Origin of the sequence: Microbacterium oleivorans (genome assembly GCF_023715745.1) — a bacterium.
GTDB lineage: Bacteria > Actinomycetota > Actinomycetes > Actinomycetales > Microbacteriaceae > Microbacterium > Microbacterium oleivorans_D.
In genome coordinates, this window is record NZ_JAMBOV010000001.1 from 527,837 (window position 1) to 542,870 (window position 15,034).

Consider the following 15,034-nt stretch of genomic DNA (forward strand, 5'->3'; position numbering starts at 1 on the left):
CTGTCAATATCGATTATCATCGATACATGGTGACGATGCTTCCCGTGATCCCGAGCCCTGCGGTCGACGCGGCTGCGTGCTGTGCTCCGCTCGTGAAGGAGCCGATCGGACAGGTGGAGGCGGAGCGCCTGGCTGTGACGATGAAGGCGCTCGCCGACCCTGCGCGCCTGCGCCTGCTGTCGATCGTCGCCTCGTCCGCCGGTCAGGAGGCGTGCGTGTGCGACCTGATCGAGCCGGTCGGCCTGTCGCAGCCCACGGTGTCGCACCATCTCAGGGTGCTGACCGAAGCGGGCTTCCTCTCCCGCTCCAAGCGCGGCACGTGGGCGTACTACCGGCTTCAGCCCGAGGCACTCACCGGCATCGCGGACTTCCTGACCGCCTGACCCCCCGCCCCCCCGGGCGCCCCTAGAGTGGGGCGGATGCCACGACGGGGGAGGCGACGATGCTCGTGACGGTGACGTATGCGCCCGTGGACGGTCAGGATGCGACCGCTCTCGGCTACCTGGTGCACAAGCACCCCGCGAAGGTGCAGACGTTCTCAGCGCCCGTCGGCGACATCCACGTCTTCTACCCGGAGGCGACCGTGGAGCGCTGCACCGTCGCGGTGCTGCTCGAGGTCGATCCGATCGCGCTCGTCCGGAACAAGCGATTTCTAGGGGATGCCGAGGCCCTGGGCCACTACGTCAACGACCGCCCGTACGTCGCATCGAGCATGCTCGCCGTCGCGATCGGGACCGTCTTCCGCACCGCGATGACGGGGCGCAGCGACACGTACCCGGAGCTGGCTGCATCCGCTCTGCCGTTGCAGATCGAGATCCCGGTCGTATCGACCCGTGGGGACGAGGATCTCGTCCGACGGCTGTTGGAGCCCTGCGGCTGGTCTGTCGCGCAGGAACGGATCCCCCTCGACGATGCGCACCCGGAGTGGGGGGACTCCCGCTACAGCTCCGTCGTGCTCACGGGCGACGTCCGGTTGGCCGAGGCGCTTCGCCAGCTCTACGTGCTGCTGCCCGTCCTCGATGACAGCAAGCACTACTGGGTGGGCGACGACGAGATCGGCAAGCTCGAGCGTGCGGGGGAGGGCTGGCTGACAGACCACCCCGAGCGCGATCTCATCACCCGCCGCTACCTGCTGCATCAGCGCGCGCTGCTCGAGGATCCCGCCGCGTCGGCGGAGCGACCGGCCCCGTTGCGGCAGCACCGGGCGGGTGCCGTCCTCGCCGCGCTCGCCGACGTCGGTGCCCGCCGCGTCGTCGACATGGGATGCGGTCCGGGCGCGCTCCTCGCAAGTCTGGCGAGGGACCGATCGTTCACGAAGATCGTCGGAGTCGACGTGTCGGCTCGGTCGCTCGAGCTGGCGGCGCGGATGCTGCGGCTCGCCGAGGCATCCGACGGGGAACGTGAACGCCTCGAGCTCCTCCACGGCTCCGTCGTCTACCGCGACGAGCGCCTGCGCGGCTTCGATGCGATGGTCCTCATGGAGGTCGTCGAGCACGTCGACCCCTCGCGACTCGGCGCGCTCGAGGATGCGGTCTTCGCGTCGGCTGCTCCCGGCGCCGTCATCGTCACGACACCCAACGGCGAGTACAACACCCTGTATCCCGACCTCGCGCCCGGCGCGTTCCGTCACGACGACCACCGGTTCGAGTGGACCCGTGCCGAGTTCCGGGCGTGGGCCGAGGCGGTCGCCGGCCGGCACGGCTACGCGGTGGAGTTCCGTCCGGTGGGTGAGGCGGATGCCGACCGCGGCGCTCCCACCCAGCTCGCCCTGTTCCGGAAGGAGGCCGGCGCATGAGCGTCCTCGACATCCCCGCCCTGTCGCTCGTCGTCCTCGTCGGGGCATCCGGTTCGGGCAAGTCGACCTTCGCGCGGGAGCACTTCGGTGCGTACGAGACGCTCTCGAGCGACACCTTCCGCGGCATGGTCGGTAACGACGAGTCCGACCAGTCCGTGACCGCTGCCGCCTTCGACGCTCTGCAGTACGTCGCCGGCAAGCGTCTGGATGCGGGCCTGCTCACCGTCGTCGACGCGACGAGTGTGCAGCCCGAGGCCCGCCGCAAGCTCGTCGAGCTCGCGAAGGCGCACGATGTGCTGCCGGTCGCGATCGTGTTCGACGTCCCTGAGTCCGTCGCCGTCGAGCGGAACGCAGCGCGCACCGATCGTCACATCCCCGTCGGGGTCGTGAAGCGGCAGAACGACCAGCTGCGCCGCGGGCTCCGCCACCTCGGCCGCGAAGGTTTCCGCAAGGTGCACGTGCTCCGCTCGCCCGAGGAGGTCGCCGCCGCCACGATCGAGCGGACCCGCCTGCTCACCGACCGCACCGATGAGCGCGGTCCGTTCGACGTCATCGGCGACGTGCACGGATGCCGCAGCGAGCTCGAGACCCTGCTCGGGCGCCTCGGCTATGAGCTCGTGCGCGACGAGCAGGGCCGGGCGGTCGACGCGCGGCATCCCGAGCAGCGTCGTGTCGTGTTCCTCGGAGACCTCGTCGACCGCGGGCCCGACGTCGTCGGTGTGCTGCGCCTGGCGATGGGGATGGTCGCGTCGGGCACCGCGCTCGCCGTCCCCGGCAACCACGAGGCGAAGCTCGTCCGGGCGCTTCGCGGGGCGAAGGTCACCCTCTCGCACGGACTCGAGGAGACGCTCGCGCAGTTGGCGGGCGAGAGCGAGGAGTTCCGCGAGCAGGTCGCGGCGTTCTGCTACGACCTCGTGTCGCACCTCATCCTCGACGAGGGGCGCCTCGTCGTGGCCCACGCGGGCCTCAAGGAGCAGTACCACGGTCGCGCGTCGGGCCGGGTCCGGGCCTTCGCGCTCTACGGCGAGACCACGGGGGAGACCGACGAATTCGGTCTGCCGGTGCGGCATCCGTGGGCGCAGGACTACCGCGGGAAGGCCGTCGTCCTGTACGGGCACACACCCGTGCCGACGGTGGAATGGGTGAACAACACCGCGTGCCTCGACACCGGATGCGTCTTCGGCGGTGCGCTGTCGGCGATGCGCTACCCCGAGCGCGAGGTCGTCTCGGTGCCCGCCGAGCAGGTCTGGTACGACCCGATCCGGCCTCTCGCTCCCGCCGCACCGACACGGGCCCCCGGCGTCCTCGATCTCGCCGACGTGCAGGGCAAGGTCATCGTCGAGACGAGCCTCCATGGCCGGGTCGGCATCAAGGAGGAGCAGTCCGCCGGCGGACTGGAGACCATCAGCCGGTGGGCGACGGATCCGCGCTGGCTCATCCACCTGCCCCCGACGATGTCGCCCCCGAACTCGTCGCCGCGAGAGGGGTACCTCGAGCACCCCGACGAGGCGTTCGCGACCTACCGGACGAGCGGCGTGACGGACCTCATCGCCGAGGAGAAGCACATGGGCTCGCGCGCTCTGGTGCTCGTCTCGCGCGACCCTGGACGCTTCTCGGCACCCGACAGGTGGCGCGGCGCGATCCACACCCGGACCGGCCGTCCGTTCTTCTTGCCCGAGGTCGAAGCCGACCTGCTCGGCCGCCTCGACGCGGCGCTCGAGCGCGCCGGGCTGTGGGAAGAACTGAATGCCTCGTGGATCCTCCTCGACGCCGAGATCCTCCCGTGGTCGATCAAGGCGGGCGACCTCATCCGCGACCTCTACGCGTCGGTGGCCTCTGCGGCCGAGACCGCCACGCGCGCTGCGTCTGCGGTGCTCGCGCGGGCCGCGGCATCCGGCATCGACGTCGGCGCTCTCGCCGAACGCAACCGGGCACGCACCGAGGGCGCCGCGGGCTTCCGTGCTGCATACCGCCGGTACGTCGGCGAGCAGGGGGAGGTGCGCATCGCGCCGTTCCAGGTGCTGGCTGCGGGGGAGACGACGTTCGAGACGCGAGATCACGGCTGGCACCTCGGAGTCGCCGACCGCCTCGTCGAGGCCGCGCCCGACCTGGTCTTGCCGACGCGACGACGACGGATCGACCTCGAGGATGCGGCATCCGTCACCGCCGCGATCGACTGGTGGGAGGAGCTCACCGGCGCCGGCGGGGAGGGGATGGTCGTGAAGCCGTTCGCCAACCTCACGCGCTCGGAGAGGGGCCTCGTGCAGCCCGGCATCAAGGTGCGAGGGCGTGAGTACCTGCGCATCATCTACGGGCCGGACTACACAGACCCGGCGAACCTGGCGCGCCTGCGCGACCGCAACGTCGGACACAAGCGCTCGCTCGCCGCGCGCGAGTACGCCCTCGGGATCGAGGCCCTGCACCGCTTCACCGCCGGCGAGCCGCTGTGGCGGGTCCATCAGGCCGTCTTCGCGGTGCTCGCCCTCGAGTCCGACCCCATCGACCCCCGACTCTGACCCCCGCCCCCGCGCCGACCCGACGCGAACGCCGCCGGCGGGCGCCATATCGCGGCGAGAAACTCCGCACCACCCCTTCCGGGCGACCGGCCGGAGTTCGTAGCGTGGAGCCATGGCGCATGAGGACGATCGACCCGAGGATCTCTACACCGGACCCATCGACCTGTCGGCGCTCGCCGCCGCCGAGGACGGCGATCTCGAGATGCCTGAGATCAGCTACGACGAGCAGCGCTACCCCGCCCGTCCGCGTCGTCTCCGCCCGCGCGACAACCTGCGCGGCAGCAGTGTTCGCCGCATCCGCACCGACCCGCGCACCGCGAACGGCACGAACCCGTCGTACGTCGAGTGGCTGGTGCGTCAGTCGATGCTGAAGGATGCCGACGTGCTCGCCCGTCAGCTGTCGGGACAGCCCACGATGTGGCGCAACGCGTACGCGCGCCCGGACGCGCGGCGCGCGATCGCGACCAGCGACGTGTGGTTCACCGCCTACCCGATCTCGCTCATCACGCGTCCCGGCCAGTCGTTCCTGTCGGCCCTCGGCGACGACGAGCTCTGGTCGGTGTTCGAGCGGATCGGCATCACGGCCATCCACACCGGGCCCGTCAAGCGCGCCGGCGGCATCGAGGGCTGGGGCGAGACCCCCAGCGTCGACGGCCACTTCGACCGCATCAGCACGGCGATCGACCCCGCGTTCGGGACGGAGGACGAGTTCCGCGCCCTCTGCGACGTCGCCGACTCGCACGGCGGCAGCATCATCGACGACATCGTCCCCGGTCACACCGGCAAGGGGGCGGACTTCCGCCTCGCCGAGATGGGGTTCAAGGACTACCCGGGGATCTACCACATGGTCGCGATCCCGCCGGAGGACTGGCACCTGCTGCCCGACGTGCCCGAGGGCTACGACAGCGTCAACCTCGACCCGGCGACCGAGCACACGCTGGCCGAGCACGGGTACATCATCGGGGCGCTGCAGCGCGTCATCTTCTACACGCCCGGTGTGAAGGAGACGAACTGGAGCGCGACGGCTCCGGCGATCGGGCCCGACGGCGTCACCCGCCGATGGGTGTACCTGCACTACTTCAAGCAGGGCCAGCCCTCGATCAACTGGCTCGACCCGACCTTCGCCGGCATGCGCCTCGTGATCGGCGACGCCCTGCACTCGCTCGGCGAGCTCGGCACGAGCGCGCTCCGTCTCGACGCGAACGGCTTCCTCGGCGTGGAGAAGAGCGCCGAGGGGCTGCCCGCGTGGTCGGAGGGGCATCCGCTCTCGCACGCGGCGAACCACATCATCGCGGGCATGGTCCGCAAGGTCGGCGGATTCACGTTCCAAGAGCTGAACCTCACGATGGAGGACATCCGCGACACCGGCGCGGTCGGCGCCGACCTGTCGTACGACTTCATCGGACGGCCGGGTTACCACCACGCCCTCGCCACCGGTCAGACCGAGTTCCTGCGTCTCGCGCTCACCTCGTCGCTCGAGCTCGGCGTCGCCCCTGTGCAGCTCGTCCACGGTCTGCAGAACCACGACGAGCTCACCTACGAGCTCGTCCACTGGGCCACCCGCCACGCCGACGAGGAGTACGCCTTCCGCGGCGACGTCATCACCGGCGGCGAGCTCGCCGAGGTGGTGCGTGCCGAGCTGACCGAGAAGCTGGTGGATGCCGGTGACTACAACCGCGTGTTCACGCAGAACGGCATCGCCTGCACGTCGACGTCGCTCATCGCGGCGACCCGCGGCATCCCGTCCCTGGACGAGATCACCGAGGACGATGTCCCCGCGATCCGCGACGCCCACCTGCTGCTGTGCGCCTACAACGCCTGGCAGCCCGGGGTCTTCGGGCTCTCGGGCTGGGACCTCGTCGGCATGCTGACGCTGCCCGGAGACGAGGTGGGCGACCTCATCGGCGCCGGCGACACCCGTTGGATCGAGCGGGGCGCGCACGATCTGCTCGATGTGGACCCGGGTGCGACCCGGTCCACCTCGGGAATGCCGCGCGGGCGCGCGCTCTACGGTCCGCTGCCGGCGCAGCTCGAGGACCCGGAGTCGTTCGCGTCGCGCCTGTCGGCGATCATCGACCTCCGCCGTGCGCACGGCGTCGCGACGGCGACCCAGGTGGACATCCCCGAGGTGGCGCACGCCGGCATGCTGGTGCTGGTCCACCGACTCGACGAGGGGGTGCCGGATGCCGACGCCCCCGTGCAGGTGACGGTGCTGAACTTCTCGGCGGAGCCCATCGAGGGCACCGTGCGGTCCGAGCACCTGACCCCGCAGAGCGAGGTGCGCGACGCCGCAGCCGATGAGGTCATCGGCCGCGTCGACGACCTGCAGAGCTTCTCGGTGTCGCTGCCTGCGTATGGCGCCCTGTTCCTGCTGCTCGAGGCCCAGCCCCACGAGGAGTGACCGCTCGGACGCCGGTGCGCAAGCCCTCCCGTGATGTCGGGGGCGCTGCGTAGCGTCGTCCCATGAGCGACCAGAGCATCCCTTCCGAAAACGACACGACCGCCCCCGCCGAGGGCCATTCCCTTCCGCCCGAGACCGGGCAGTCGGGTGAGATGCTCGGCGGGCCGAGCGGAGACACCGCGATCAAGGACCCCGAGGAGTGGGTCACCGGCGACGAGCCGATGACCGGCGCGCAGCGCAGCTACCTCGACACCCTTGCGCGCGAGGCGGGCGAGCAGATCCCCGCCGACCTCACCAAGGCGCAGGCGTCCGAGCACATCGACCGCCTGCAGCAGGCGACGGGACGCGGCGCGTCCGAGTGAGCGGCGACGACGTCGCGCCCGCCCGTCAGGCGAGCGCGGCGTCGATGCCGGCGAGCGGGACGGGCAGCCAGTCCGGACGGTTGCGCGCCTCGTAGATCGACTCGTACACCGCCTTGTCGAGCACCAGCGCCCGCAGCAGCACGGGGTCGAGAGCGATCGCGCCCGGTGCCGCGGTGTAAGCGGCGAGGAAGGCCACGCGGCACGCCTCCGCCCAGGCCGCGGCATCCTGGCCCGCCCCGACGGCACCCGCGTAGTCGAAGGAGCGCAGCATGCCGGCCACGTCGCGCGGGGGAAGGTCGGGGATCGCCCGCTCGGCCATCGGACGCAGCGGCTCGCCTTCGAAGTCGACGATCCGCCAGCCTCCGTGCGGCACGGCGAGCACCTGGCCCAGGTGCAGGTCGCCATGGATGCGCTGCAGCCGCGGCCAGGGGCGTTCGAGCGCGGCGGCGTAGACGGCGTCGATCGCCGTGAGCCGGTCCGCGACGGCGGGGACCTCGGCCGACGCGATGGCAAGACGCCGGCGCCAGGCGCGGCCCACCGCGTCGAGCTGTTCGGGGGAGGCCGCGGTCGACTCGAGCGCGTTGCTGAGGTCGCCGTGGACCCCCGCGACGGCGACACCGAGGTCGCGGGCCGCGTCGGTGAAGTCGCGGCCCTCGCGGGCGGCGTCGAGCGCGATGGCCCACCCGTCCCGCACCCCCGGCAGGAACTCCTGCGCGAACCCGAGGGTGCCGCGCGCCGTGCCGCTCTCGCGGCCGACGTCGGGCCACTCGGCATCGGCGCTGCCGTAGAAGCGCGGCACGTACGGCGACCCGGCGTCGCTGAGCACGCGCTGGACGGTGACGTCGGGGTTCTCGCCGTGGTGCAGGGTGCGGAAGAGTTTGAGGATGATCGTGGGCGACCCGTCGACGTCGTAGACGATCGAGGTGTTGGACTGTTCCCCGGTCAGGACGCGCGATCCCGTCACACGGCTCGTGTCGACGCCCATGTCCGCGAGGAGTCCGACCGTGAAGGCAGGATGACGCGTGGCATCCACCACCGAACGGCCCTCCGCGGTCGTGGTGACGACCTCGTCGCCGGCAGGATCCGTCACCTCGGCGAGCGGCACGTTGTAGAGCGTGGGGACAGCGCCCGCGTCGTCCATGAGGAGGTAGCGGGTCGCACCGTCCATGGGCTGCGCGTCGAGCACGCGGAACCGCGGATCGTGACTCTTGCCCGCATACCAGCGCTGCCGTGCCACCCAGGCACCGAGGTCGTCGTCGAATTCCACACGCCCAGCCTGGACCGGCGGAGCGGCACCGCGGAAGGGGTGGACGGGGATCCGTTCCGCGGATATGGGCGGATGCCGCGGCTCAGTCCGCGGGCAGCCGCACGGTGAACACGGTGCGACCCGGTGCGCTCGCGACGGCGAGGGAACCGGCGTGGGCGGCGACGATCGCTTCGGCGATCGACAGGCCGAGGCCGGTGCTCCCGGCATCCCGATTGCGCGAGACGTCGCCGCGCGCGAACCGTTCGAACAGCCGGTCGCGGACGTCGGGTGCGATCCCGGGACCGTCGTCGGCGACGTCCAGCACGGCGTCCCCGCCGTCCCGGCGGAGGGCGAGCACGACGCGCGTCCCCGTCGGCGTGTGGGTGCGCGCGTTGCGCAGGAGGTTCGCCACCACCTGACGCAACCGGTTCTCGTCGCCGGTGACCTCGATCGTGTCGTCCTCGTGCAGGTCGAGCAGCCACGTCCGTGTGGGGTCGGCGGCGTGCGCGTCGCTGATCGCGTCGATCGCGAGCATCGTGAGGTCCACGCTCTCGCGGCGCAGCTGCTGACCGGCGTCGAGCCGGGCGAGCAGCAGAAGGTCCTCGACGAGGTCCGCCATGCGCGTGGACTCCGAGGCGATCCGGTCGAACGCGCGCTGCTGCGTGGGCGTCATCGGCGCGTTCTCGCCGAGCGACAGCTGTGCATACCCGCGGATCGACGCCAGTGGGGTGCGGAGCTCGTGGCTCGCATCGGCGATGAAACGCCGGAGCTGGTCCTCGCTGTGCTGGCGGGACGTCAGTGCCGCTTCGATGTGCGCCAGCAGCACGTTCAGCGACTGTCCGACGCGGCCGACCTCGGTCGCGGGGTCGGTGTCGCCGTCGGGGACGCGCTCGGGGATCTCGACCTCGCCGATGGCGAGCGGGCGCGCGGCGACGCGGTCCGCGACGGCGGCGACACGGTCGAGCGGACGCAGCGTCCGGCGGACGACGAGCGAGAGGCCGATGAGGACGAGCAGCAACGCACTCCCGGCCACGGCGACCTGGATAACGGTGAGGGCGGATGTCGTGGCGGTCACCTCGTCGAGCGAGATGCCGGCGACCACCTGCATCCCGTCGTCCTGCCGAGCCGCCAGGCGGAACTCGCCGAGGCCGTCGCCGAGGTCGACCGTCTCGGGGGTGCGCGACGGGAGGGCGGCCCGCTTGATCGCGTCGAGCTGACTCTCGTCGAGAGCGGTCACCTGGCCGTCGTCGCCCGTGTAGCTCGAGGAGACCACGGACCCGTCGGATGCGAAGACGGCGTGCAGCGACCCGATGCGCGGTGCGGGGCCTTCGCGGTCCCCGGAGGCACCGTCGGATGGGAAGGAGCCGCCCGGCATCCCCCCTCCGACGCGGATGATCTGCAGCGTCTCGAGCACTTGGCCGTCGAGCCGGTCGTACACGAAGGTGCGCAGGGCGAGCGAGGTCGCGAGGCCGGTGACGAGCAGCGCGATCGCGACGAGGGTGCCGGTGCCGACGACGAGGGTGCGCCGGAGCGTCCAGCGCCGCCGCCCGGTGCGGTCGGATGCGCTCATGAGGCTGCTTTGATCGTGTACCCGACGCCGCGCACCGTGTGGATGAGCGGTTCGCCGAGGGTGTCGATCTTCTTCCGGAGGTAGGAGATATAGATCTCGACGACGCTCGAGGTGCCGCCGAAGTCGTAGCTCCAGACCTGGTCGAGGATCTGCGCGCGGGACAGGACCCGCCGCGGGTTCTGCATGAGGTAGCGGAGCAGCTCGAACTCCTTCGCCGTCAGTTTGATCGGGATGCCGCCGCGCTCCACCTCGTACGTCTCCTCGTCGAGGGTCAGGTCACCGACCCGCAGACGCGTCTCGACCGCGGCGGCCGCCGCCACATGACGACGCGCCATCGCGCGCAGCCGGACGACGACCTCCTCGAGGTTGAACGGCTTGGTCAGGTAGTCGTCGCCGCCCGCGCTGATGCCGGCGATGCGATCCTCGACGGCGTCCTTCGCGGTGAGGAACAGGACCGGCACGTCGTTGCCCGCCGACCGCAGGCGGCGCAGCACCTCCATGCCGTCGATCCCCGGCATCATGATGTCGAGCACGACGAGATCCGGGGCGAACTCGCGCACCAGCGTGAGGGCCTCCTGGCCGTTCGAGGCGGTGCGAGCGTCCCAGCCTTCGTTCTGCAGCGCCATGCGGAGCAGGTCGCTGAGGTTCGCCTCGTCATCGACGACCAGCACGCGGATCGGGGAGCCGTCGAGGCGGGTCAGCGGGGCGGGGCGGGGAGAGTTCATGGCATCAGCTTTCCGTGTCGAGGAGGGGAATGCGACCGTGCGGCGGCCGGGGGGAGGAGGCGCGCCGCACGGCCGCGCGGGATCAGGAGTGTTCGCCGGCGCCGGGGACACCGCCGGGTGCGGTGCCTCCGCCAGCGCCGCCCATCCCGCCGGGGCCGCCGCCCATTCCGCCGGCGACGGCTTCACCCGCCGCCACCGCTACCGACGAGCCGCCCGCAGACACCGTGTAGGTGCCGTCAGCGTCGATGCCGGAGGAGGAGAACACCACGGTCTGGAACTCCTTCTCCGCCGTGATGGAGAAGACGACTGAGCCGTCGGCATCTGTGATCTGGATCTCGTCTCCCGCGGATCCGCTGACGGTCGCGGCGACCCAGGCCTGCGCTGTGCCGCTGTCGGGGGACTCGGCCATCCCCGAGCTGCCCACGGCGAGGAGGGTGCCGCCGGAGATGTCGAATCCGCCGTTGCTGTCGAGCGCACCGTTGCCGGCCGAGGTCGGGCCCCAGACGACGATGTCGCCGCCGGTCACGGTCACGGAGCCGTTCGAGTCGATGCCGTCGCCGCCGGCATTCACGGTCAGGGTGCCTCCCGAGATCGTGATCGTCTCGCCGGTGTCGGCCATGCCGCCGCCCATGCCCCCCTCGGCGCCCTGGGCCCCGCTGTCCGATGCGGCATCGCCGCTGCCGTTGAGCCCGTCGTCGGACGCCGTCACCGCGACGTCCCCGCCGCTGATGGCGATGTCGGTCGCTTCGAGGCCCTCGTTCGACTGCTCGACGGTCACCGTGCCGCCGCCGATCTCCAGCGCCGCCTCGGCGTGCGCGCCGTCGTCTCCGGCGGTGACCGCGACCGTGCCGCCGAAGATCCCGATCGAGCCGTCGGAGTGCAGGCCGTCGTCCGTGGCCGACACGTCGATCGCGCCGTCGCCGATCGCGATGACGACGCCCGCGCTGATGCCCTTCGAGCCGGCGTCCGCCGCGCCGTCGGCGCTGATCGAGACCGTGCCGCCCGTGATCACGGCATCCGTCGTCGCGGCGATGCCGTCGTCGCCGCTGGTGGCGCTGATGTCACCGCCTGAGATCCAGACGTACCCGCGTGTGGCGTCCTCGTCGTCGTCGCTTTTGAGCGCGTCGCCGCCGGCAGCGACCTCGAGGGTTCCGCCCGAGATGACGAGGGCGTCCTTGCCGCGGAGGGCGTCGTCGGCGGCATCCACCGTGATCGTCCCGCCGATGATCGCGAGGTCGTCGGTGCTGGCGATGCCGTCGTTGCCGTTGCCGGCGACGACGAGTGATCCGCTTCCGCTGACGGTGAGGTCGGCGTCGGCGTGGATCGCGGCGTTCGCCTCGGCGCTGTCGTCGTAGCTCGCGGCGTCCGAGACCGTGTTCTCACTGCCCGCCGCGAGGGAGATCACGACGTCGTCGGCGGTGATGGCGCTGATCGCCGCACCGTCGGCGTTCGTGATGTCGACGCCATCGAGGATGAGCACGACCTGCGCGTCGTCGGGCGCGGCGACGACGACCGACCCGGTCAGATCCCCGGTCAGGCGGTAGACGCCGCCGGCGGTGACGGTGACCGTCGCCCCGTCGACGGTCACTCCGTTCCCCGACGTCGTCGCCGTCGAGCCCTCGAGCGTGACGTCGACCGCGTCGTCCCCCGACCACTCGTCGTCGGCAACGACCGTGGCGTCCTCGTTCGCGGCGAGGACGGCCGTCGAATCGAGATCGGAGTCGATCTCGGCGACGGCGACGGTGGAGGAGTCGTTCGTCGTGGACGAGGTCCCGCTCGTGCCGGTCGAGGCGACGCCGGTCACGGCGCACCCCGCGAGCACGAGCCCGGCGAGGGTGAGAGGGACGGCGGGAAGGATCAGGCGGCGGCGCATGGCAGCTCCTCTGTGTGGATGTCGGCGGATGAGGGGGAGAAGGGGCCGCGCAGGAGGCGTCCCCAGCGGTTGCGGGGGAGGTCGGGGCTCAGCGCGGCGAGCCCGGTCGCGTATTTGCTGACCGAGACGGGACGGTGCCCGGCGCGCCACAGCAGTCGGTCGAGAGCGGATGCCGACGACGGCGACTTCGTCTCGACGATCGCGAGGTCGGGGAGGGAGAAGCCGGTGCCGTCCGGGCGGTCCCAGCGCAGGTCGGTGTCGATGGTCGCCCGCGACGACTGGTCGGGGGCGAGGAGCGTCGCCCGTGCGTACCGGGTGACGAGCGTGGCATCCAGCTCGTCGACGCGATCGGTGTCGACGCCGATCGCCGCGAATGCCGCGGCGACCTCTTCCTGGGCCTCTGGGGTGAGCACGGCGCGCTGGGCGATGTCGTACTCCGACCGTTCCTTGACCGTCGTCCCACGAGCGCCGCGGGTCTTGATCTCGAGGTAGGCGGCGTGCGTGTCGACGTAGGTGCGGGTACGGAGCTTGAACCGCCGGCGGCGGGGCTGCGCGGCCATGTGGAAGCTGAGCAGGTCCGGGGTGTCGAAGTAGACGGACTCGTACGCGAACCGGCGGGCGCCGTCGATCTCGAGGACGCGGGTGCGCTCGTCGACCTGTGAGAGCAGGCCTCCCAGTGCGGACTGGGGCACGACGTACTTGCGGTCGACGCGGGCCAGGAGCGCCGCCTCGGCCACCATGTCCTCGAGGCTCACCCCGGCGAAGCGGGCGAGGCCGTCGGGACTCATCGGACTGCTCCGGCCGTGAGACGGCCCTCGATCCGCTGCGATGTCGCCGGGTCCGCCGAGATGCTGCTTTGATCCGAGATGCGGTAGCGCACATCGACGGTTGTCGTGTCGTTGACGAGGTCGAGCTCCTGCACGGTCAGCGAGGTGACCTCACCGCCGAGCCGCTGCCCGACGAGGGCGCGGAGCGCGGCCTCGTCGGCCTCGGCACGGTCGAGTCGCACCACCTGATGGCGGCTGCGGGAGAGCAGGCGCGGGTGGTCTGCTGCCCACATCACGACGAGGATCAGTGCGATGAGTCCGGTGACGGGCAGGATGTCGGTGGTCGGAAGGCCGGCCATCAGGCCCGTGGCCAGAGCGGCGAAGTAGTAGGCGACCTCGCGCTGCGAGATCTCCGAGGAACGGAGCCGGATGATCGAGAGCACGCCGAACAGGCCGAGGCCGAGGCCGAGTGCGACCTCCGCCGTGCCGAGGACCGTCGCGACGGCCATCACCCCGACGTTGACCCCGAGGAAGGCGACGACCAGGTCACGACGACGGTGACGCCGGTAGTACAGGCCCAGGCTCAGGATGAGGGCGGCGGCGAGGTCGATCGCGATGAGCGAGATCGAGGCGATGGTCATGGGTTCCTCCGTGGGTGAGTGGTGACGATGTCCATCTGAGCGACGGCACCTTCACCGTTCCTAAGAGCCGCATTGACCGCCGATTCGAGGCGTGGCGCGCGCGGGGTCCGGCCGAACACGACGCTTCGCTGGATGAGGTAGCCGAGCGCGAACAGCGCTGCCTCGGTCAGGAGCTTGGCGGCCAGGAGCGGCAGCCCAGCTGCGGTGAGCATCGTCATCCAGGCGACGTTCGAGGCCAGCAGGGCACCGGCGAGCAGGGCGTACCGTGTCGCCTCGCGGCGCAGAGCACCTGCGCCGTCGCGTCGGAAGACGACGTGCCGGTTGACGACGAAGTTCACGGTCGCGCTCACGAGCCGCGAGGCGACGATCGAGGGGATCAAGGCTCCCGTCGACGCGGTCAGGACGAAAAGCAGCAGGGTGTCGACCGCGAAGGCCAGCAGCGACGAGGCGGCGAACAGCGCGAGCGGCAGCCCGACCCGCAGGGTGTCGGTCAGTGGCCGGAAGTGGCTCGAGGTGTTCCCCGCCAGGTAGACCGTCTCGATCGGGACCTCGCTCGCCGCCCACCCGTCGCGGTGACAGCGCAGGAGCACGTTCTGCTCGTACTCGAAGCGGTCTCCGCGCTGGTCGAGCATCCAGGGCAGCATGACGGGCGGGATGCCGCGCAGCCCCGTCTGGGTGTCGGAGAGGCTCCACCCGGCCGCGAGGCGGAACGTCACCCGCGCCGCGCCGTTGCCGAGCCTGCTGCGCGTCGGATTGCCGCGTCGGCCGGTGTCGCGGCATCCGAGCACCATCGCGGGCGTGCCCGCGTCCATCGCGGCGACGGTGGCCGCTCCCACGTTCAGGATGTCCCGCACCACGTGCTGACCGTCCGCGTCGGCTGTGATCACCGCACGCCCGGGGAAAGCGGTCATCGCGTGCTGGAATCCGGTGCGCAGCGCTGCGCCCTTCCCCCGGTTCCGCACGTGTCCGAGCACCGTCGCCCCGAGTGCGGCGACGTCGTCGAAGACGGCCGCATGGTGCGGTCCGCTGCCGTCGTCGACGACGACGATCGAGATGCCGGGGGCGGAGGTCGTCAGCTCACCGACGAGGTCCGTCAGGGTCGCGCCGGGTTCGTAGGCGGGGATGAGGATGATCACGG

At 71.3% G+C, this 15,034-nt stretch carries 12 protein-coding genes; 5 read left to right on the forward strand and 7 right to left on the reverse strand.

All coding sequences use genetic code 11. From position 1 onward, the window contains the following. Positions 1 to 26: 26 nt before the first annotated feature. The 5 genes from M3190_RS02495 to M3190_RS02515 all read left to right on the forward strand — a co-directional run bounded on the left by M3190_RS02495 (position 27) and on the right by M3190_RS02515 (position 7,074). Positions 27 to 383, forward strand: a complete 357-nt coding sequence (locus M3190_RS02495; RefSeq protein WP_251577980.1) for an ArsR/SmtB family transcription factor — start codon at positions 27 to 29, stop codon at positions 381 to 383. 59 nt (positions 384 to 442) lie between these two features. Further along, positions 443 to 1,795 (forward strand): 3' terminal RNA ribose 2'-O-methyltransferase Hen1, encoded by a 1,353-nt coding sequence (locus M3190_RS02500; protein WP_251577982.1) that lies wholly within the window; start codon positions 443 to 445, stop codon positions 1,793 to 1,795. Then, positions 1,792 to 4,311 carry a polynucleotide kinase-phosphatase gene (locus M3190_RS02505; protein ID WP_251577984.1) on the forward strand — a complete coding sequence of 840 codons (2,520 nt, stop codon included), beginning with the start codon at positions 1,792 to 1,794 and terminating at the stop codon, positions 4,309 to 4,311. Before M3190_RS02500 ends, M3190_RS02505 begins: the two co-directional genes overlap by 4 nt. A gap of 112 nt (positions 4,312 to 4,423) precedes the next feature. Beyond that, positions 4,424 to 6,712: a maltose alpha-D-glucosyltransferase gene (treS, locus tag M3190_RS02510; RefSeq protein ID WP_251577986.1), complete on the forward strand. Its 2,289-nt coding sequence runs from the start codon at positions 4,424 to 4,426 to the stop codon at positions 6,710 to 6,712. 62 nt (positions 6,713 to 6,774) lie between these two features. Beyond that, positions 6,775 to 7,074 (forward strand): DUF3072 domain-containing protein, encoded by a 300-nt coding sequence (locus tag M3190_RS02515; protein WP_251577988.1) that lies wholly within the window; start codon positions 6,775 to 6,777, stop codon positions 7,072 to 7,074. A gap of 25 nt (positions 7,075 to 7,099) precedes the next feature. Here M3190_RS02515 and M3190_RS02520 read toward each other — a convergent pair whose 3' ends face one another. From M3190_RS02520 to M3190_RS15480, 7 genes are all read right to left on the reverse strand, one after another. Continuing rightward, positions 7,100 to 8,341, reverse strand: coding sequence for a maltokinase N-terminal cap-like domain-containing protein (locus M3190_RS02520; protein WP_251577990.1), 1,242 nt, complete (start codon positions 8,339 to 8,341; stop codon positions 7,100 to 7,102). Between the two features lie 82 nt (positions 8,342 to 8,423). Beyond that, positions 8,424 to 9,890: a sensor histidine kinase gene (locus M3190_RS02525; protein ID WP_251577991.1), complete on the reverse strand. Its 1,467-nt coding sequence runs from the start codon at positions 9,888 to 9,890 to the stop codon at positions 8,424 to 8,426. Then, positions 9,887 to 10,615, reverse strand: coding sequence for a response regulator transcription factor (locus M3190_RS02530; RefSeq protein WP_285875694.1), 729 nt, complete (start codon positions 10,613 to 10,615; stop codon positions 9,887 to 9,889). The genes M3190_RS02525 and M3190_RS02530 overlap by 4 nt, the downstream gene beginning before the upstream one ends. A gap of 82 nt (positions 10,616 to 10,697) precedes the next feature. Beyond that, positions 10,698 to 12,488, reverse strand: a complete 1,791-nt coding sequence (locus tag M3190_RS02535; protein ID WP_251577993.1) for a carbohydrate-binding domain-containing protein — start codon at positions 12,486 to 12,488, stop codon at positions 10,698 to 10,700. Further along, positions 12,473 to 13,276, reverse strand: coding sequence for a polyphosphate polymerase domain-containing protein (locus M3190_RS02540; RefSeq protein ID WP_251577994.1), 804 nt, complete (start codon positions 13,274 to 13,276; stop codon positions 12,473 to 12,475). The genes M3190_RS02535 and M3190_RS02540 overlap by 16 nt, the downstream gene beginning before the upstream one ends. Next, positions 13,273 to 13,896, reverse strand: a complete 624-nt coding sequence (locus tag M3190_RS02545; RefSeq protein WP_251577996.1) for a DUF4956 domain-containing protein — start codon at positions 13,894 to 13,896, stop codon at positions 13,273 to 13,275. The genes M3190_RS02540 and M3190_RS02545 overlap by 4 nt, the downstream gene beginning before the upstream one ends. After that, positions 13,893 to 15,032, reverse strand: coding sequence for a GtrA family protein (locus tag M3190_RS15480; RefSeq protein WP_251577998.1), 1,140 nt, complete (start codon positions 15,030 to 15,032; stop codon positions 13,893 to 13,895). The genes M3190_RS02545 and M3190_RS15480 overlap by 4 nt, the downstream gene beginning before the upstream one ends. Positions 15,033 to 15,034 lie beyond the last annotated feature (2 nt).

Excerpts from the sequence above, each read along its gene's own strand:
- M3190_RS02495 (WP_251577980.1), top strand. The coding sequence starts at position 27 with ATGGTGACGATGCTTCCCGTGATCCCGAGCCCTGCGGTCGACGCGGCT.
- M3190_RS02500 (WP_251577982.1), top strand. The coding sequence starts at position 443 with ATGCTCGTGACGGTGACGTATGCGCCCGTGGACGGTCAGGATGCGACC.
- M3190_RS02505 (WP_251577984.1), top strand. The coding sequence starts at position 1,792 with ATGAGCGTCCTCGACATCCCCGCCCTGTCGCTCGTCGTCCTCGTCGGG.
- treS (WP_251577986.1), top strand. The coding sequence starts at position 4,424 with ATGGCGCATGAGGACGATCGACCCGAGGATCTCTACACCGGACCCATC.
- M3190_RS02515 (WP_251577988.1), top strand. The coding sequence starts at position 6,775 with ATGAGCGACCAGAGCATCCCTTCCGAAAACGACACGACCGCCCCCGCC.
- M3190_RS02525 (WP_251577991.1), bottom strand. The coding sequence starts at position 9,890 with ATGAGCGCATCCGACCGCACCGGGCGGCGGCGCTGGACGCTCCGGCGC.
- M3190_RS02530 (WP_285875694.1), bottom strand. The coding sequence starts at position 10,615 with ATGAACTCTCCCCGCCCCGCCCCGCTGACCCGCCTCGACGGCTCCCCG.
- M3190_RS02535 (WP_251577993.1), bottom strand. The coding sequence starts at position 12,488 with ATGCGCCGCCGCCTGATCCTTCCCGCCGTCCCTCTCACCCTCGCCGGG.
- M3190_RS02540 (WP_251577994.1), bottom strand. The coding sequence starts at position 13,276 with ATGAGTCCCGACGGCCTCGCCCGCTTCGCCGGGGTGAGCCTCGAGGAC.
- M3190_RS02545 (WP_251577996.1), bottom strand. The coding sequence starts at position 13,896 with ATGACCATCGCCTCGATCTCGCTCATCGCGATCGACCTCGCCGCCGCC.